The sequence below is a fragment of the Streptomyces liliifuscus genome (genome assembly GCF_016598615.1).
In the GTDB taxonomy this organism is placed as follows: Bacteria; Actinomycetota; Actinomycetes; order Streptomycetales; family Streptomycetaceae; genus Streptomyces; species Streptomyces liliifuscus.
Genome location: NZ_CP066831.1, coordinates 385,520 through 404,801 on the forward strand (window position 1 = coordinate 385,520; position 19,282 = coordinate 404,801).

A 19,282-nucleotide genomic window follows, 5' to 3' on the forward strand; every position below is an offset into this window, starting at 1 on the left:
TGTTCCTCAAGGAGCGGCTCGCTCCCCCCTGGGGAACGCCCTGCCGGTTGCCTCCAACCGGCAGGGCGTTCCCTCTGCGAGCGGTCCCCCGCGCTGCTCGCATCACCAAGTTCAGCGGCCTGTCGGATTGTTGGGCAGCCCTGTTCGGGCGGCCTAACAATGGCCGGGCGGGTTCTTTCCGAGGGGTGGTGAGGTGCGTAGGTTGGCCGTCCGGTCCGGTGCCGGGGCGGTGGGAGGGGCGAGGTTGTGGCGGGGCGTCGTGAGGTGCCGGTGGATCCGGGGGCGGGTCCGGTGCAGCGGTTCGCGTTCGAGTTGCGCAAACTGCGGGCCGAGGCGGGTGGCGTCACCTACCGGGTGCTGGCGCAGCGGGCCGGCTACTCGGTGCCGACGTTGTCGCAGGCGGCAGCCGGCGACCAATTGCCCACGCTGCCGGTGACTCTGGCGTACGCAGCCGCGTGCGGGGGCGATGCGGCACAGTGGGAGGCACGCTGGCACCAGGCCGTGGAGGAGGCGGCCGCCGGCCCAGGCGATGACGTGGAGAAGGTGGAGCCGCCGTACCGCGGTCTGGTGCGGTTCGAGACCGGGGACCGCGGCCGGTTCTTCGGCCGTGACCGGCTCACCGCCGACCTGCTGGACCTGTTGCGCCGCAGGCGATTCGCCGCGGTCTTCGGGCCGTCCGGCAGTGGTAAGTCCTCCTTGCTGCGGGCCGGGTTGATCCCCGCCCTCCAGCACTCTCAGGAAGCGGGGCTGCGTGCTGCCACGATCCGGATCCTGACCCCCGGCGACCGGCCGGCCCGTACCCACGGCCGCCTCCTCATCCCCGGCGTCCCGGTCACCGCGAACACCGGGGCGGACGTCTTCGTGATCGTCGACCAGTTCGAGGAGGCCTTCACCCTCTGCCACGACGCGGCCGAGCGTTCCCGTTTCATCGAGCTGCTTCTGGCCGCCCGACAGCCCGAGAGCCGATTACGGGTTCTGCTGGCGGTGCGCGCCGATTTCTACGGCCGCTGCGCCGAACACCGTGACCTGGCCGACGCGTTGAGCGATGCCAATCTGCTGGTCGGCCCGATGAACGCGGCGGAACTGCGCGAGGCCATCGTCAAACCGGCGGCCGCCGCCGGACTGACCGTCGAACGTGCCCTGACCGCCCGGCTCGTCGGCGAGGTCGCGGATGCGCCGGGCGGGCTGCCTCTGCTGTCGCACGTGCTGCTGGAGACATGGCGCCGCCGACGGGGCAAGACGCTGACCTTGGCCGGCTTCGAGGCAGCCGGCGCCCTGGACGGTGCGATCGCCAAGACTGCCGAGGAGGTCTACGGTCAGTTCACCGACGGCCAGGCACGCACGGTACGACGCGTGTTGCTGCGGCTGGTCACCCCCGGCGACGGCACCCCCGACACCCGCAGACCCGCCGACCGCCGCGAACTGGAGACTCCTGCGCACCCGCAAACGGACCAGGTGCTGGAGGCCCTCACCCGAGCTCGTCTGCTCACCCTTGACCACGCCACCGTCGAGATCGCCCACGAAGCCCTCATCACCGCCTGGCCGCGGCTGCGCCAATGGATCGAGGAGGATCGCGAACTCCTTCGCGCGCACCGGAAACTGACCGAGGAGGCACAGGTCTGGTCGGAACTGGGCCGCGAGGCAGGCGCCCTGTACCGGGGAAGCCGACTGGCCACAGCCCAGGACCTGTTCAGCGCCCCTGAACGCATCGCGGACCTGACCGACCTCGAGCACAGCTTTCTCACCGCCAGCTCGTCTGCACTCGACGAGGAGGTGCACACCGCAACCCGTACCACCCGACGTCTGCGGACACTGACCGTCGTCCTCTCCGCTCTCCTCGTCCTCGCTGTGACCGCGAGCGTGGTCGCCTGGAACCAGAACCGGATCAGCAACCAGCAGCGACAGGCGGCGGACACCGCACGGAAGGTCGCCCTGTCCCGGCAGCTCGCCGCACAATCAGCAGCCCTGCCCGGCCAGGACTCCGACCTCGCCGCGCTGCTGGCCGTCCAGGCTTATCGGACCAAGCCGACCGCCCAAGCGGTGGAGAGCCTCTCCGCTGCCGCCGCCGTGCCCGTGAGGTACCGGTTCACCGGACACTCCGGCACTGTGTCCTCGGTGGTACTCAGCCCGGACGGCCGCAGCCTGGCCACCGCCGACGGGGACGGCACGGTACGTCTGTGGGACACCGGCGCGGGCCGGCTCCGCGACAGCCTCCCCGCGGACAATGCCCGGGTCGACGCGGTGGCGTTCAGCCGGGACGGGCGCGTCCTGGCCACCGCCGGCCGGGATCGCACCCTGCGGCTGTGGGACATGAGCACGGGCCGTCTGCGCGAGACTCTCCTGGCAGACCCCGACGCGGCCGACACCGGGCAGATTGTGCCGTTCGACGTGGTGGCGTTCAGCCCGGACGGCCGCAGCCTGGCCACCGCCGGCCGGGGCGGAGCGGTGCGACTGTGGGACACCGGTACCGGCCAACTGCGCAGGACTCTCCTGGAGTTCACTCAAGCGCTGGCTCCCGGGCAGCCCGGGCCGACTTCGTCGATGGCGTTCAGCGCGGACAGCCGTACCCTGGCCACCGGTGCCAGGCGCGGGGCGGTGCAGTTGTGGAACACCGGCACGGGCCGGCTGCGCCGAAGCCTCGCGGGGCACACGACCCGGGTCACCTCGATGGCGTTCAGCCCCGACGGCCGCATCCTCGCCACCAGCGGCTCCAACAAGGGTGGAACGGTGCGGTTGTGGGATCTCGATACCGGTCGCCTGCGCCGCAGCCTGGCCGACGGTGCCGGTTCTGTCCTGTCTACGGCGTTCAGTGCGGACGGCCGTACTCTCGCCATCACCTGGCCCGATCGCACGGTGCGTTTGTGGGAGGTGGGCACCGGCCGCCTGCGCCGCAGCCTGACCGGGCACACCGCCCAGGTCACCTCAGTGGTGTTCGGCCCCGATGGCCGCACTCTCGCCACCGCCGGCAGTGATCGCACAGTGCGAATGTGGGACACCGCTGTCGGCCAGTCCCTGGCTGTCCTCGCCGGAAACTCCAAGAAGGCGGACGCCATGACATTCAGTCCTGACGGACGCACTCTGGCGGCCGGCAGCTTCACCGGTGTCCACACCGTGCAGCTGTGGGACACAGTCACTGGACGTCTGCGCACGCGCCTGCCAGGGCACACCGCTGCTGTCGTGTCGATGGCGTTCAGCGCGGACGGCCGAACCCTCGCCACCAGCAGCCTCAGCCGCGGCGTGGAACTGTGGGACACGGCCACCGGCCGCTTGCGCACACGCCTGCCCGGCTACACCGACCTGGCTGACTCGATCGCGTTCAGCGCGGACGGCCGAACCCTCGCCACCGCCAGCCTCAGCCGCGGCGTGGAGCTTTGGGACGCAGCCACCGCCCGAAGGCGTACGCACCCGTCTCTTCAGAGAGCGACTGACGTGACCTCGATGGCGATCAGCCCCGACGGTCGCACCCTCGCCACCAACGGCCGTGATCGCACGGTGCGATTGTGGGACACGGGCACCGGCCGTCAGCGCCTCCGTCTGACCGGGCACACCGCCCAGGTCAGCTCAATGGCGTTCAGCCCTGACGGCCGCACTCTCGCCACCGCAGGCAGTGATCGGGCCCTGCGGTTCTGGGACACCGCTTCAGGCCGCGGCCACGGCGCCTCGGCCAGGTACACCGTGTCCTCAATGGCGTTCAGTCCGGACGGGCGCACCCTTGCCACCGCCGGCAGCGACGATCACGCCGTGCGGCTTTGGAACGCGGACACCGGCGGCAGGCTGACCACGCTGTCCGGGCACACCGACACCGTGCTGTCAGTGGCTTTCAGCCCGGACGGCCGCACCCTGATCAGCGCCGGCACGGATCAGACCGTACGACGGTGGGACGTAGGGCTGTCGGCTCCCGCCGCGGCGATCCGCAAGATCTGCCACGCCATAGGCCGCGATCTCACGCCACAGGAACGCTCGATGTACCTACCGGACCAGCCGGCCCAGGCCACCTGCCCGGGCTGATCAAAACCGAATTCGGCATGCCGTTGGCCGGCCTCACACCGAGAACTCCCTTATCACCGTGTTGCGGAACACCGCGCTGCCGCCGATCGTGAACAGTGCCAGCCGGGTGTCCAGCAGGTACGGGAACACCTGGCTGGTGTGCACGTAGCGGCCGTCGTCGACGAACATCTCCACCGACGTGCGGTCCACCAGGATGCGCAGCTTCAGCGTGCCGGAGGACGGGTCGAACGGGGTGTGGCTCTCCTGCCACTTGCCGGACGTGTCGGCGTTCACGGTGTTGCGTCGGTTGAGGAAGGCGTAGTCGGCGTAGATCCCGGCGTCGATGTGCCGACCGCCGTCGGGTGAGCGCCTCAACTGGAGCCCGGCGCCCGTGAGTTGGGACCAGCTGATCTCGGTCGTCACCTCGTAGGAGATTCCGGTGTAGTCGAGCACCTTGGTGCCGTCGACTGTCACGTCGCCCAGGTTCACGGTGCGGGACACATGTGAGTCGAGGCCGGCGACGGGCTGGGAGGCGAGGTAGTAGGTGTTGTCGGACGCCTTCTTCAGGGTGATCTCGCGGACGATGGAGTCGGTGCCGTTGAAGCCGTCGCAGTCGATGGTGGGGGTGGTGTTGGCGTAGTCCCAGTTGTTCACCCATCCGATCGCGTACCGGGCAGTCGCGTCCACCGCGCCGCTCGCGTCCCGCTTCTCGAAGGTGACGGCGCCGTACCAGTCCCAGCCGTGGTCGAGCCACCGCGGGGCACTCGCCTCGGCGGTGAACACGCTGCCGTCGAAGGAACCCGTCCAGTAGGCGTACGTGTTGGGCAGCCCCGAGCCCTTCCCGTTGGCGCTCACGCCGAGCACCCATTTCGCGGTGCCGTCGCCGGCGGTGATGCGGAACAGGTCGGGGCACTCCAGGACGCCGATGCCGCCGTGGACGAAACCGCTCACGTACGTCCAGGACTTGAGGTCGGCGGAGTGGTAGAAACCGACCTTGTCGTTCTCGGCGAGGGTCATCACCCAGCGGCCCCGCTCCTCGTCGCGGATCACCTTGGGGTCACGGAAGTCGGCGACGCCGGGGTTGGGCAGGACAGGATCGGTCCCGTAGTTGGTGAAAGTGAGACCGCCGTCGGTCGAGTAGTACAGGAACTGCGCCTGGCGGTCGGTGCCGCCGCCGGGTGACATCGTGACGATGACGACGACCGCGCCCGCGCCGAATCCGGCCGTGTTGCCGGTGTCGACCACCGCCGAACCCGACCAGAGATCGCCGTTGGGCGTGGTGTCCTTGGGCACGGCGACCCCGCGGTCGGTGAAAGAGACCAGGTCCTTGGTGGTGGCCAGGCGCCACGCGGTGCCAACGGCACCGGTGAAGTAGTCGGCGTTGTAGAGGTAGTAGTAGTGGTACTCGCCGTCGATCCAGACGGGCCGCTGCGGGTCGTTCATCCACTGGTCGGGGACCGTGAAGTGGTACGTGGCGCGGTAACTCGCCCCGCTCGCCGCGGACTTGTTGCTGCTCTCAGCCGTGGCCCCGGGCTTGGGCTTCGGGGCGGCCATGGCCGTTCCGGCCGGCAGCAGCGCGGCGGCGGTCCCCGCCGCCGATCCCGCGAACAGCGATCTCCTGGAAATCCCCGATGTTCCGGGCATGACACATCGTTCCTCTCGTGGCGGCCCATGAGGGCCCGTGGTGGCCCATGCGGGCCCGTGGCGGCTCGTCACGCACGCGAGTGCGGCTCACAACGCGGAGAGCGTGAGAATTCGGCTCAGTTGAACGAGGACTGTAGACCTAACTCGTTAAAGGTCAAGCGTTCCCGACCCTTGACAGGTCCGCTGCCCGCTTCCCATCATCTGGGGCATCACCCCTGAACTAACACGAGTTAGGCCCGTTGATGACTGACTCGCACCTCCCCCGCCGCACGCTGCTGCGGTACGGCGCATACGGGGCCGGAGCAGCCGCCCTGGCCGGGACCGCCGCGAGCTGGGACCGGCTCACGGGAGCCGACATCCCCGGCCGTGACGACGGCTCCCTCGTCGTCGCCACCCTCGGCTCCGCCTTCGACCCGGCCACCGTCGACGCCCTCACCAAGGGCTTCCACCAACTCCACCCGGACATCCCGCTGCGGGTGAACGCGGTGCAGGCCGTCGACTGGTCCGACTTCTTCGCGAAGATCCTCACCCAGATCGCCGCGGGCACCGCCCCCGACCTCGTGTACGTGGCCACCGAGGGCGTGCAGTTGTTCGCCCAGAAGCTCGGCGTGTCCCTGGACCGCTGGGTGCGGCGGGACGCGGCGGAACTGCGCGAGTACTTCGCCGACGTCCACCCCTCGCTGGTGGAATCGATGATGTACGAGGGGCACCTCTACCAACTCCCGATGGAGTTCAACGCCGCCGACATCTACCTCAACAAGCAGGTGCTCAAACGGGCGGGCGCGGATTTCCCGGCGGCCGACTGGAGCCGCGACGACTTCACCGCGCTGCTGCGGGAGATGAAGCGTGCCGGCGACGCGCACTTCACGCCGTACTTCTGGACCAACCGGCTGTGGGGCGGCGTGGTGCCCTGGCTCTTCGCGAACGGCACGAACCTGCTCAAGGAGTCGAAGGCGCCAGGCGGCTCCTGGCTGTGGGACACCTTCTACCCGGCCGCCGACCGGCAGGGGCGCGGCGGGGGCTTCCGCTGGACGACCCCGCAGGCCACCGCCGACCGGGTCGAGGAGGCGTACGACTATCTCGCTTCCCTCGTCCAGGAGAACCTGTGCTCCCGGCCCGAGGGCGGCAACGGCAGCAATCTGGTCGGCGTGTTCTCCACCGGCCGCGTCGGCGTCACACCGGCGGGCGGCTTCTGGGCGGGCGGCCTGCAGCTGGCCGGCATGCGGGCCGCCGACTACGACGTGCAGTACTTCCCCCGCTGGCGTACCCAGCGCCACCAGTTCGGCGCGGCGGGCTACGCGCTGCTGCGCACCTCGAAGAAGCAGGAAGCCGCCTGGGAGTTCATCAAGTACGCGGCCCGCAAGGACACCATGACCCGGCTGTTCCAGAGCAACCAGACCACCCCGGCCCGGCGTTCGATGCTGAACGCCGCACGCTACGCCGAGAGCGGCCCGGCGCACTGGCGGGTCTTCTACGACACCCTCGACCGGTTCCCCGACACCGGCCCGATCCCCGCACCGCCGCAGGTCGCCGAGGTGACCGACGTCCTGCTCAAGTACACCGGCACCGCGCTCGCCTCGCCGCGTGCGGTGGGTCCCGCGCTGCGCCGGATGCAGGGCGACCTGGAGCAGGCCATGGAGCGTGAGATATGACGAACACCCAGGTCCCGAACACTCAGGACCCGAACGCCCAGGTCCCGGCCGTACGTTCGCGGCCCGCCACACCACCACCCGCCGTCGCCGTACGGCCGTCCGTCCGTGACCGCGGCACCCGGCTGCTGGCCGCGCTGTTCCTCGCGCCCACGGTCGTCGGCATCGTCGTCTTCACGGTCGTACCGATCATCGGGTCCCTCGTGCTGAGCCTGTTCCACTGGAACGTGATCGACCCGCCCCGTTTCGCCGGTGGCGCCAACTACCGTACGACCTTCACGGATTCGACCGTCCTGGTCTCCTTCCGCAACACGCTCCTGTTCATGGTCCTCGCGGTGGCGCTGCAACTGCTGATCGCGCTGTCGCTGGCACTCGCGCTCAACGCGCGGATGCCGGTGTGGCTGCGGTCGTTGTTCCGATCGGCGTTCTTCTTCCCGCTGGTGCTGTCCGCCGCCTCGATCTCGGTGGTGATGAAGTACCTGTTCAACCAGGACTTCGGGGTGGTGAACTGGCTGATCGGCCTGGTCGGCGTGGCGCCCGTGCCCTGGCTGACCTCGGAACACGCGGCGATGGCCACGGTGATCCTGGTCTACGTCTGGCAGCAGTTCGGTTTCTCGTTCCTGCTGTTCGTCGGCGGTCTGAACAACATCCCCAAGGAGATCCACGAGGCCGCCGCCCTCGACGGCGCGACCGGTCTGCGCAAGCACCTCGGCATCACGCTGCCGCTGCTGTCGCCGACGCTGCTCGTCGCGTCGGTGGTCGGCATCATCAACGCCCTCCAGGTCTTCGAACAGCCCTACGTCCTCACCGACGGCGGCCCCGGCGACGCCACCCGCACCGTGGTGATGGTGATCTACGAGAGGGCCTTCGAGCAGCTCGACTTCGGCGAGGCATCCGCGGTGGGCGTGCTGCTCTTCGCGCTGATCATGGCGGTCACCGCCCTCCAGTTCCGGCTCAGCCGGCGTTTCGTCCACTACCAGTGAGCCGGTGAGCCGCATGAGCGCTATGAGCCAAGCAACCCCGACCCTGAAAGCGAGCCCGACCCCAAGGCGCGCACGTCACTCACTCACCCCCTGGGCCCGGATCGCCGCACTGACCGTGTGCGCCCTGCTGACGCTGGGCCCGGTCATCTGGACCGTCTCCACCTCACTGCGCACGCCGGCCCAGTCCTTCGACCTGCCCCCGCAGATCATCCCGACGCACCCGACGGCCGAGGCCTACCGCGGGGTCTTCGACCAGATCGACGTGTGGCTGCTCGCCCTGAACTCCACGCTGGTGACGGCACTGATCGCCGTCGGCCAGATGATCACGGCAGGCCTGGCCGGATACGCCTTCGCGCGCCTGGAGTTCCGTTTCAAGAAGCCGCTCTTCGGCCTGGTCCTGGCGACCATGATGGTGCCGTTGCAGGTCACCATCGTGCCGGTCTTCCTGGTGCTGAAGTCGATGGGCCTCACCGACACGCTCCTCGGCCTGATCATCCCGGCCTTCCCGACGGCCTTCGGCACCTTCCTGATGCGCCAGTACTTCCTCGGTATGCCCAAGGACCTGGGCGAGGCGGCCATGCTGGACGGCGCGGGGCCCTGGCGGATCTTCCGCTCGGTGTACGCGCCGCTGGCCGCGCCCGGCCTGGCGATCGTCGGCGTGCTGGCCTTCAACTACCACTGGAACGAGTTCTTCCGCCCGCTGATCCTGGAGACCTCCAGCCAGAACTACACGCTTCCGCTGGGTCTGGTCTCCCTCCAGGGCAACCTCGGCACCGGCTCGATCTCCGTCGTCCTCGCCGGTGTCGTCCTCTCGATGCTCCCCGCCGTCGCCGTGTTCGTCGTCGGCCAGCGCCCTCTGCGCGAGGGCATCACCTCGGCAGGAGTCAACCGTTGAGCCTTGACCCCAACGCGCCGCGTTTCAGGGTCCGTCCGCCCGCGAACTGGATCAACGACCCGAACGGGCCGTTCCGTTGGCGGGACCGCTACCACCTCTTCTACCAGCACAACCCCGACGCACCGGTGCACGCGAACGTCCACTGGGGTCATGCCTCCAGCACCGACCTCGCCCACTGGGAGCACCACCCGATCGCGCTCACCCCGACACCCGGGGGCCCCGACGAGGCGGGCTGCTGGTCGGGCTGCGTGACCGACGACGCGGGCACACCGACCGCCGTATACACGGGAGTTGACCATGCCCACACCGGACTCGGCACCATCTGCCTGGCGCGGGCGGCGGACCCGGACGACGAGCGGCTGACCGAGTGGAAGCCGCTGCCGACGCCGGTGCTGGCGGGGCCGCCGCCGGGGCTGGACGTGGTGATGTTCCGCGACCCGTTCGTCTTCCACTTCGCAGGCAGGCGCTGGGCCCTCATCGGAGCGGGGCACGCCGACGGCACGCCGTCGGTCCTCCTCTACGACTGCGACGACCTGACCGACTGGCGGTTCGCCGGTGTGCTCCTTGACGGCAAGGACCCAGCGGCCGCAGGCCTGTTCGGCGACAAGACGGTGGGCTGGGAGTGCCCGCACCTGTACCGGCCAGCGGGCGGCGACCACGTACTTCTGGTGTCCTTGTGGGACGGGGATCCCTGCTCCACCGGGTATCTGACGGGTCGTCTGGAGGCCGATGGCCAGAGCACGTTGAGGTTCGCGCCGAAGGCCGGCGGTCGGCTCGACCACGGGCGGGACTTCTACGCTCCCGCCGTGCTCCAGGAGCCGGACCGCGCACTGCTGTGGGGCTGGTCGTGGGAGGCCCGCCCGGAAGAAGAGGTACACCGGGCGGGATGGGCGGGCGTACTCACGGCACCCCGGGTGGTCGACGTCCACCCCGACGGTTCACTGCAGGTGAGTCCGGCCCCGGAACTCGACCTGCTGCGCCCGGCCGAGCCGTTCGTCACCGCGCCGGGCCGGGTTCCGCTTCCCCACACGTACGACCTGACGGTCACCGCATGCGAACCGACCACGGTGAGCCTCCTCCGGGACGCGACGGGCCAGGAGCTGACCGTCCGGGCGGACCCTGCCGCGGGGACCATGATCCTCGACCGCAGCGCCTGGCCCCGGACCGGCAGGGAAGGCTCCGCCCCTATCACCGTGCACGTGCCGAAGGGGCCCGAACTCGCGCTCCGACTGCTCGTCGACGGCTCGCTCCTCGAACTCTTCGTCGCGGACCGGGCCATGGTCACCGAGCGCGTCTACCGACGCCCCGACGACATCGCCGAGCTGGTCGTCGAGGGGCCGGGGGCCCGGGTCACGGGGTGGGCGCCGTCGGCCCCAGGGAGGCGCGGCTGACCAGGGGGCAGGGCAGGCGCGGGCCGGACACTCAGGCCACCGGACGGGCGCCCGACCCACAAAAAGCCCAACTGACCACCGAGCAGGCCACCCACAGGCCAGGCACCCGGGTCACCGGGAAGGCGCCGGACCCACGGAAGCCCGACTGACCACAGGGCACGCCAGCCGCTGGACGGTCGCCGGCGGCGTACTGCCGGCTTCGATGGCGTCCAGGAGCAGCCGGGTCGCCGCCTCGCCCATCGCCCGGTGCGGCAGCGCGACCGAGGTGAGCGGCGGGGTGAGGAACGCGGCCATGTGCTCCTGGTCGTCGTAACCGACCACGGACAGATCGGCGGGCACGTCGATCCCGAGCCGGGTCGCGGCGTGCAGGACACCCGCCGCGACCCGGTCGTTGTAGCACAGGACGCCAGTGGGGCGACGGCCCGGCTCGACCCCGTCGAGCAGGCGCAGCGCCCCCGCGTATCCCGCGGAGATCTCCCCGCCGCCGCGCACGATCCACTCCTTGGGCACGGTGACGCCCTCGGCGCGCAGCGCGTCCCGGATGCCGCGGGTACGTTCCGCCGAGGCGATGTCGTCCAGACCACCGATCACGGCGAGCCGGCGGTGGCCCGCACCGAGCAGCAGCCGGGCCGCGGTACGGCCACCGGCGCGCTCGGCGGGGACCACGGCGGGCAGGGAGTCGTCCTCGGGCAGGCAGTTGGCCAGCACCGAGTGGGTGCGGTGGAGGCCCTCTGGGACGCGGACGCGGCGCAGTGACATGGCCGCGTAGATGATGCCGTCCACGCGCCGGTCGAGCAGTTCCGCGACGGCCGCGTCCTCCTTGATCGGGTCACCGCCGGAGTCGACGGTGAGGACGAGATGGTCGCTGCCCCAGGCAGTGTCCATGGCGCCGCGCAGCAGCCGGCCGGCGAACGGCGAAGACGCGATCTCATCGGTGACCAGGCCGATCACGGCCGTACGGCGACGGCGCAGACCACGGGCCACCGGGTCGGGGCGGTAGCCCAGCCGGGTCGCGGCCTGCCGGATGCGTTCCTGGGTGGCGGGCGAGAGGTTGCCCTCGGCCCGGCCGTTGAACACGAAGGACACCGCGGTGTGCGACACGCCGGCGAGCCGGGCGACGTCCCGAGACGTCGGGCGCCCGGTGCCCGTGCTCCTGCTCTCCTCGGCACCGCCCACGCCGTCCGCCGCCCTCACCCAGCCCATCTCTGTCGATCACTGTCCACCCTATCCGCGGGGAGCGCCACGGCACACGGGTGACGTCCTCGGTCCGGTGGACGGTGTTCTCGACGACCCAGCACGCGTGTGGCCGGGCCGCGATCTTCTACGCGGTGGCCTGCTCGGCGCGCAGACCGGTGACAGCGTAGGGAGTCTCTGACTGCCGCTCCTTCTCGCCGATGCGGCGGCACTTGCCGCAGCCGGCCACCTTCTTCCCGCCGTCCCAGCCGGAGGTCGAGCGCGGGATGTTCACCGCCGCCCGCACCGACTCTGAGGCCACGATCGCGGCCGTCAGGTCCGGCAAGCGGCCTTCCTTCTCCCGCGCGCAGTCGCGCCTTTCGACCAGACCAGTCCAGCCCCGTGATCGAGCAGCGGATGACGTCTGAGACCGTCAGGTCAATCCCAACGCGGTCGATCTCTCCTCGCCCAGCAGCGCGGCCAGTTCGGCCGAGGTCGGTCCGGTCGCAGGACCTCGCCGTGTCACTGCCAAGGCCGCCGCCGCGTTCGCCCCCCGCGCCGCATCGTAGGCGGATGCTCCGCGCCCCAGCAGCGCCAGGAACGCACCCACATGCGCGTCCCCGGCCCCGTTGCTGTCGACCGCGTTCACGGGAAACCCGGGGACATGCACGATGTCATGAAGGCCCGGTGCCGCCAGCCAGCATCCGTCCTTGTCGGCCCGTACGACGATCCCGGCCCCGCTCCGGAGGCGCCCGCGCAGCACACGCGCGGCTTCCCTCGGCTCCGCCATCCCCGTCATCAGCTGGGCCTCCCGCGCATTGCAGCTCAACCAGTCGGTCCGGGCCAGGACCGGGTCCAGGACCTCGGCCGGGATGTCCGCCACAAGCGGCGCGGGGTCCAGGCAGACACGTACGTCTTCCGCGAGGCCTGCGACCATGCGGGACAGCAGAGGGCCGTTCACCTGCATGACCAGGCTGTAGCCGGACACCTGCACCAGGTCGCCGCCGCGCACGGACGCGGCGATCGTCTCCGCCTCCTCCGACGTCATGTGTGCGTCGACCCCGAAGCTCGTCACAAAGGTCCTCTCGCCTCCTTCGTCGACGAGAGCCACGCAGAACCCGGTGTCGCCGTCGGAGCGCTCAGGAAGGACCAACCCGATGCCCTCCGCCGCGAGCGAGGCACGCACCAACTCTCCATAGGGGCCGGTGCCATGGACTCCGGCGTACACGGCTTCGGCACCCAGCCGACGGGCCGCGGTGAGTGTATTGAAGCCTCCACCCGCGTACAGCTCGGTGCGGGTTCCGATGACATCGCCACCGCGCTCGGGCAGGGTGGGCACGTCGATGACCAGGTCGACGATGACGTTCCCAGCGAGGACGACACGGTGGTCGTTGTTCATCGGGTGGCCTCCTCAAGCGTGGTGGAACCGGTGGCGGAGTCGGCGTTCACCGGTGGACGCCGTGCAAGCAGCGTGTAGGCCGCACCACCTGTGACGATCGCGATGAGCCACCCCAGGCCGTTCGTACCGAGCCAGGAATCGGCCAGCGGCCCGGCGAACCACACATCGTCCGCGCCGGTCGCGGCCTTGGTGAAGAGCAGCCCGGCTGCGATCGCGGCCACCCACGCGACGACGGCGGGCAGGTGGAACCCGCCGGTGTACCAGTAGCGGCCGCCGCGTCCCGTGTCCATCAGACCGGCGGGGTCGTACTGACGGCCTCGGACCATGTCGACGGCGATGACACCGATCCAGGCGGAGATAGGCACGGCGAGCAGAGTCAGGAAGGTGCTGAACGGGCCGTAGAAGTCGTCTGCGACGAGCATGAAGTAGATGCCGCCGAGGAACATCAGGACGACATCGAGCACGACCGCCCAGGCACGCGGCACACGAATCCCGAGCGTGATCATCGTCAATCCGGCCGAGTAGGTGGAGAGGTGATTGGACATCAGCAGTCCGCCGAACGCCGCGATCAGATACGGAACCGCCATCCAGGACGGCAGCATCGCGTTGATCGCCGCGACCGGATCGGCGGAGGTGGCGAGCGTCGGATCACCGGCCGTGAGGAGCGAGCCCAGGGAGATCAGCAGTACGAGTGGGATGCCTGCCCCGAACGCCGAGGCGCGCACGAGCCGCATGCCCGGGATGGTCCTCGGCAGGTAACGGGCGTAGTCCGCACCGGCGTTGGCCCATCCGATGCCGGTGCCGGCCGCTATGAAGCCGATGCCCGCGATGACGCCGCTGACCGGGCCGGCCGGGATGTCGAGCACCTTCGACCAGTCGACGGTCGCCACGAGGAAGCCCATCACGACGAGGTTCAGGACTCCGAAGACCACTGTCGCCCACTTGTTGATCCACATGATGGTGGCGTGCCCGAGCCCGCTGATCATCAGCGTGCAGGCGATGAAGACCAGGAGGCAGAGCAGTGTGAGGACGGTGCCCCGGCCTGCCCCGAAGAGCGTGTTGAGCAGGGCGAGCAGCGCGTACGCCGCTGTGGTCGTGGTGATCGTCTCCCAGCCGACCCGGCTCAGCCAGGTCACCAGGGTCGGCCCGTGGTTGCCGCGCTGCCCGAACACCGCACGTGACAGCGTCAGGGCCGGTGCCCCGCCTTTCTTGCCCGCGATGCTCAACGCGCCCACCAGCGCGAACGAGCCCACCGAACCGCCGACCGCGACGAGCACGGCCTGCCAGATGTTCAAACCGCGGAAGGCGACGAGGGTCGCGCCGAGCGGCAGTCCCAGGATCGAGATGTTGGCGGCGAACCACGTCCAGAACATCTGGCCGGCGTGACCGTGCCGCTCGCTGTCGGGGACCGGTTCGATCCCACGGGTCTCCACGGTGCCGACGCGGTCGTTCTTCGTTGAAGCGGCCATCGCGGGACCTCCTTGCTTGTGCTCGGTACAGGGGAAATGGGGTGCGGGTTCAGCGGGTGCGATACGTGAGCAACTGCCGGGTCAGGGATTCCAGTTCGAGGTCGTTGACCTCTTGCAGGGTGCGTACGGCGTCGCCGGGCAGGCCACTGAGCCCCGCCACGGCACCCGCGATCGCACCCGCGATGGCGGCGATGGTGTCGCTGTCGCCGCCGAGATTCGCGGCCAGCAGCGCGGAGCGCCACGGGTCACCGTCGGTGAGGGCCAGTACCGCGAACGCGGCCGGGACCGACTCCTGGCTGGCGACGCTGGTGCCGATGAGCGAATCGATCCGGTCGAGCGCCACTGCTGTGTCCAGGTCGGCCACCAGTTCGCGTGCCCAGGCGATACGCGCCGAGATGTCGGCGCCCGCGGTCCAGTGCCCGCGCCGGGCGCCGGCCGCCGACACCGTGATCGCGGCCTCGAAAACTTCGTCGAGCGAGCCACCGGCGATTCCTGTGGAGACGGCTGCGGCGACGGCGGCGGCTCCTGCGATCCCGACGGTCGTGTCATGCGTGACCTGGCAGGACTCGACGACCCGGTCCAGGAAGCGTTCCGCGTCGGCGGTGTCGAACGCGATACCGACCGGCGTCACCCGCATCGCGGCGCCGTTCGTCGTGCCGTACTTGCCTGCCTCCTTGACGTCGACGCCGCGCGTCACCGCGTCCAGGGCCGCTTTCGTCGACGGCCCGAGCAGGTCGAACGATCCCTTGGCCTTCATCTCCTTCTCCCAGGACAGGAGTTCCTCGGCGAACCGCCTGGGATCGACATGACCGTCGCCCTCGACCAGGAGCCGAGCCACGATCACCGCCTGGTCGGTGTCGTCCGTGACGGATCCGGCCGGCATCCCGGCGCTCACCGGGTTGTCGGACCGCGCGGGCTCGAAGCCGCTCAGCGTGCCGTAGACCCGCACGACATCTGCGCGGGACATGACCTGCGTCGGCATCCCGAGGGCGTCGCCCAGCGCGAGCCCGTAGAACGCACCGAGGGCTCGGTCGAGCAGGGCGGGATCGGGTGTGGAAGTCACAGCTGGGCTCCTCGGCCAGTCCGTACATGCAGTTGGAACCGGGACGGATCGAGCAGGCTGGTGACCTTCTCGACGACGCCCCCGTCCGCGTCCCGGAACACCTGTGCGACGCGGAGGAAGGACTCGCCGGGCGAGCGGTGCAGGATCGCGGCCTCGTCCGTGTCGAGTCCGGCGACGGCGATGTGCGCCTCACCGGAGTCGGGGATGCGGCCCGCCGCCGCGAGGGTGCGGCTCAGGGAGCCGTCGTCCAGTCCACGCTCGGCCAGGTCGGCGAGGCTCCCGACGGCGGGGACGCGGCTGAACTCCAGCGAGACGCCGTGTCCGTCGACCAGTCGACGGACACGGTCAAGGGCGATGAACCGAGTTGATCCCAGGCCCAGTTCGGCGGCGAGAGCGTCGTCCCGTATCCGCTCGAAACGTAGGGTCTCGGTCGTCAATTCGGTGCCCTGTGCGGCGAGTGCTCGGGTCCAGCCGAGCTGTTGGTCAAGGGGAGCACCGTCAAAGGTGACGATCGACCCGATGCCGGCATGCGTCTCGATGAGCCCCTGCTCGCCGAGGACGCCGAGGGCCTGCCGTACCGTCGTCCGACTCACCCCGAACCGCTCTCGCAGCGCGTGCTCGCCGGGCAGCTTGCTGCCGTCGGCATGCACGCCCGCGCGGATCTCCTCGGCCAGCACATGAGCGACACGATGATGCTTGTAAACCTGTCCAGGCATGTCTAGAAGTTAGACCCCGACCTCTCGACCTGTCTACACCTGTCCAAAAATTTGATCCGGATGTCCCGCACTCGGGACGGGGCAGCTGATCGGCTGTTGCGAAGTGCCTGCGGATCGTGACGGGCGACAACGCCGACCGCATCCCCGAGGTGGCGGCCGATCTCGCCGGGGCCGTGTTCTGCGACCAGAGCTGCGCAGCCGGAGACGAGGCGCCGAGGATCCAGCCACCGCGACCCTCGTCCTTGACGGTGAACCGCACCGGAATCCGTGGTGGTGATGTCGGGCTAGTGCCAGGTGTCGGGCTCGGCGAAGGTGAGGACACCCGCCGTGCCGACGGGCTACGCCGAACCGTGTCCGCAACGAGCCTGTGGCACGGGGATGGGCACGCTCGTCACCACATCACACACGTATTCGGCCGCTGTCCCTTCCCAGGAGGGCAGCCGATGGACCGTCAGGCAATCCTCACGTCTCTTTGGGCAGTTCTGCCTTCTCGGGCTGGTCAGCGGCCGCGCCGACGAAAGAGGATCACCACGAATCCGCGCGGTGGCTTCACTCATCGAGTCTCAACGGAGCGGCACGCGAGGCAAGTTCGTCCTCGCTGATCGCTCCGCTCCTGCCCCTGGAAGGTGGACAATCCCCATGAAACAAATCGCCAGACGGGCGGCCCTGGCCGCGTTTACGTCCGTCGCGGTCACGGCCTCACTCACCGTCGGCGCGACGAACGCGTTCGCGATCAACGAAGGCACGTGCAGCCGGAGCGACTTCCTGCAGATCACCATCCACCGGCCCGGCGAGAACTCACAGATGCGGTGTTACGCCAACGCCGGAGAGGCCGACCTGATCTCCACGAACTGGTGGGTCACCCGGATCTCGACCGGCAACAACCGCGTCCAGTGGTACGGGGACGGCAGGTGGCAGCCCGCTGCGGCGATCGACAAGTGGACCGTCTACACCTGGCCGAACCATCCCGGTGGCGTCCGCATCAACAAGGTCAGGATCCTCTGAAGCACCGGCCGTACGGGACGGCGATCCTGCCGGTCGCCGTCCCCAGCCGGCACGGCCACTTGCCACGGCCCTTCCACTGATCGCGAGAACGACGGAGCCGGCTCCCTGGGCGGCCGGGCGGCGTCGAACAGGCGGGTGCCTGCGGCCGGCGCCGAGACGACCGCAGTTCGCATCGCGTCATCGCGTGTGCGTCGAGATCGCGTGTGCGTCGAGCAGAGTCACGAGCCGGGCCGTGCGCTGGTCCGCAGACAGGTCGATCCGCCGGTGCTGTCCCAGTCGAGAGGCCGCTCCCGGCTGGGCGCTGTCGTAAGCGCACGCCGAGCTCGGTGGGATCGTCCTGGCGCGTCAGGCGGGCCCGAGCCGTCCCATGAACGTCAGCTGGTCATGCATGACGAATTCCTCGTCCATCACTCCGCGGCGTTTCCAGATGCCGACGGTGACCATGTTGATGGCGTACATCTTGCCGGTGGGCTGGATGAAGCCACCGTTGCCGTCCGCCGTGGGGCGGGCCAGGCCGTCGGTGTAGTGGCCGTCGGGCCGGTGTGCCCGGACGTTCTTCGCGTGGCTCTTGCCCAGCCGGTCCCACTTCTGCCCCGAGAAGATGACGAGGTCGAGTTCGTCGGCCCGGTCGTCGCGGTGCCCGCGTCGGACACCGACGAGGAAGCACTCGACATCGCCAACGACACCGATTGCGGGCCGACCGCCACCGTCTGGTCCCACGACGTCGACCGGGCCCTCGAGCCGGCCCGCGGTGTCCGGGCCGGTACCGTCGCGGTCAATGGACCTGACGCCGAGCATGCATCCTCGCTGCCGAGTCCAGACCGGGATTCAACCGTCCAAGGCCCGTAGCCAGGGCTGACCGGCGCGCGACGAACCACCCAGCCGCCATGCGGCGTGAACTTGCGGAGGTCGAGATCACCATGACGACACGGGACGGCACCATCGGCGTCCTCCTGCCCCGCGACACTCCGACGCAGGACATCATCCCCTTCGCCCGGCGTGCGGAGGAACACGGCTTCGACGAGTTGTGGGTCGTCGAGGACCTCGGTTACCGAGGGGGACTCGTACAGGCGGCCACCGTCCTCGCTTCCACCACGCGGATCCGGGTCGGCGTCGGACTCCTGCCGGCCAGCGCCCGCAATGTGGCCTTCACCGCGATGGAGATCGCGAGCCTCGCCCAACTGCACCCCGACCGCCTCGACATCGCCGTCGGCCACGGCATGCCGTCCTGGATGCGCAGCGTCGGCGCATGGCCGAGGAGCCCCCTCACCCTCCTGGCCGAGTACATCACCGTCCTGAAGTCGCTGCTGAGCGGCGAACCCGTGCATCAGGACAGCAAGTACGTGCATGTCGACGGCGTACGACTGCACGAGAGCTCCACCCCGGCCGCGGCCCCCCTCGTCCTCGCGGGCGTGCGCGGTCCCAAGTCCCTGGCCGTGTCAGGTGACGTGGCCGACGGCACTCTCCTCGCTGAACCGGTGACACCCGCCTACGTGACAGAAGCCCTCAAGCACATCGCACCCACCCGCCCCCACCGTCTGGTCGCGTACAACATCGCGGCGATCGACGACGATCCCGCCGTCGCGCTGGCAGCCGTCCGTCCCGCCCTCGCAGTGGTCGGAGAGCCGGACTGGCGGCCCCACATCGCCCCCCTCCCCTTCTACGACGACCTCGTCGCCCTGCGCTCACGCTGTGACAGCGCGGAGGAGTTCGCCCGTGCCCTGCCGGACGAATGGGTAGGCCAGCTCGCCGTGGCGGGCACGCCGGAACAGGCACGGTCCGGTTTGGCGGACTTGTTCGACGCGGGTGTCACGAGTGCGATCCTCGCCCCCGTGGGTCCCGACTACGGCGCGTCGCTGGAGTCGCTGGCGGCGGTCCTGTGAACAGTCGACCGACACACGTGAAAGA

General features: G+C 69.8%; 15 protein-coding genes. 8 read left to right on the forward strand and 7 right to left on the reverse strand.

The genetic code is table 11. The annotated features are described in order from the left end of the window. Positions 1-246 precede the first annotated feature (246 nt). Entirely contained in the window at positions 247-4,008 is a 3,762-nt protein-coding gene (locus JEQ17_RS01700) for an nSTAND1 domain-containing NTPase (RefSeq protein WP_234047995.1), read from the forward strand. A 33-nt stretch (positions 4,009-4,041) separates the two neighbouring features. Here the strand turns inward: JEQ17_RS01700 and JEQ17_RS01705 are convergent, their stop codons facing one another. After that, a complete protein-coding gene (locus JEQ17_RS01705) occupies positions 4,042-5,631 on the reverse strand; it encodes a glycoside hydrolase family 32 protein (RefSeq protein ID WP_200393489.1) in 1,590 nt (529 codons plus the stop codon). Positions 5,632-5,873: 242 nt separating this feature from the next. Here JEQ17_RS01705 and JEQ17_RS01710 point away from each other — a divergent pair, with 242 nt between their 5' ends. From JEQ17_RS01710 to JEQ17_RS01725, 4 genes are read left to right on the forward strand one after another with little or no spacing between them, the layout of a single operon-like run. Then, positions 5,874-7,283 carry an extracellular solute-binding protein gene (locus JEQ17_RS01710; protein WP_200393490.1) on the forward strand — a complete coding sequence of 470 codons (1,410 nt, stop codon included), beginning with the start codon at positions 5,874-5,876 and terminating at the stop codon, positions 7,281-7,283. Further along, positions 7,280-8,263, forward strand: coding sequence for a carbohydrate ABC transporter permease (locus JEQ17_RS01715; protein ID WP_200393491.1), 984 nt, complete (start codon positions 7,280-7,282; stop codon positions 8,261-8,263). Before JEQ17_RS01710 ends, JEQ17_RS01715 begins: the two co-directional genes overlap by 4 nt. A 22-nt stretch (positions 8,264-8,285) precedes the next feature. Continuing rightward, positions 8,286-9,158 (forward strand): carbohydrate ABC transporter permease, encoded by an 873-nt coding sequence (locus JEQ17_RS01720; protein WP_200393492.1) that lies wholly within the window; start codon positions 8,286-8,288, stop codon positions 9,156-9,158. Continuing rightward, entirely contained in the window at positions 9,155-10,549 is a 1,395-nt protein-coding gene (locus JEQ17_RS01725) for a glycoside hydrolase family 32 protein (protein WP_200393493.1), read from the forward strand. Before JEQ17_RS01720 ends, JEQ17_RS01725 begins: the two co-directional genes overlap by 4 nt. Before the next feature lie 111 nt (positions 10,550-10,660). On the opposite strand, the gene JEQ17_RS01730 is transcribed toward JEQ17_RS01725, so the two are convergent. The 6 genes from JEQ17_RS01730 to JEQ17_RS01755 form a co-directional block, all read right to left on the reverse strand. Further along, positions 10,661-11,752: a LacI family DNA-binding transcriptional regulator gene (locus JEQ17_RS01730; RefSeq protein ID WP_407700031.1), complete on the reverse strand. Its 1,092-nt coding sequence runs from the start codon at positions 11,750-11,752 to the stop codon at positions 10,661-10,663. Between the two features lie 118 nt (positions 11,753-11,870). After that, positions 11,871-12,068, reverse strand: coding sequence for a hypothetical protein (locus JEQ17_RS01735; RefSeq protein ID WP_200393494.1), 198 nt, complete (start codon positions 12,066-12,068; stop codon positions 11,871-11,873). 87 nt (positions 12,069-12,155) lie between these two features. Next, positions 12,156-13,121, reverse strand: coding sequence for a PfkB family carbohydrate kinase (locus JEQ17_RS01740; protein ID WP_200393495.1), 966 nt, complete (start codon positions 13,119-13,121; stop codon positions 12,156-12,158). Further along, positions 13,118-14,590: a purine-cytosine permease family protein gene (locus JEQ17_RS01745; protein WP_200393496.1), complete on the reverse strand. Its 1,473-nt coding sequence runs from the start codon at positions 14,588-14,590 to the stop codon at positions 13,118-13,120. The genes JEQ17_RS01740 and JEQ17_RS01745 overlap by 4 nt, the downstream gene beginning before the upstream one ends. A gap of 49 nt (positions 14,591-14,639) precedes the next feature. Next, a complete protein-coding gene (locus tag JEQ17_RS01750; RefSeq protein ID WP_267924739.1) occupies positions 14,640-15,653 on the reverse strand; it encodes an ADP-ribosylglycohydrolase family protein in 1,014 nt (337 codons plus the stop codon). Next, positions 15,650-16,369 carry a GntR family transcriptional regulator gene (locus JEQ17_RS01755; protein WP_200393497.1) on the reverse strand — a complete coding sequence of 240 codons (720 nt, stop codon included), beginning with the start codon at positions 16,367-16,369 and terminating at the stop codon, positions 15,650-15,652. The genes JEQ17_RS01750 and JEQ17_RS01755 overlap by 4 nt, the downstream gene beginning before the upstream one ends. A 639-nt stretch (positions 16,370-17,008) precedes the next feature. On the opposite strand from JEQ17_RS01755, the gene JEQ17_RS01760 reads away from it, so the two are divergent. From JEQ17_RS01760 to JEQ17_RS01770, 3 genes are all read left to right on the forward strand, one after another. Continuing rightward, positions 17,009-17,374, forward strand: coding sequence for a beta/gamma crystallin domain-containing protein (locus JEQ17_RS01760; protein WP_200393498.1), 366 nt, complete (start codon positions 17,009-17,011; stop codon positions 17,372-17,374). A 384-nt stretch (positions 17,375-17,758) separates the two neighbouring features. Continuing rightward, positions 17,759-18,223 (forward strand): aldehyde dehydrogenase family protein, encoded by a 465-nt coding sequence (locus JEQ17_RS50825; protein ID WP_200393499.1) that lies wholly within the window; start codon positions 17,759-17,761, stop codon positions 18,221-18,223. 38 nt (positions 18,224-18,261) lie between these two features. Next, positions 18,262-19,257, forward strand: coding sequence for an LLM class flavin-dependent oxidoreductase (locus JEQ17_RS01770; protein WP_234047997.1), 996 nt, complete (start codon positions 18,262-18,264; stop codon positions 19,255-19,257). Positions 19,258-19,282: the final 25 nt, after the last annotated feature.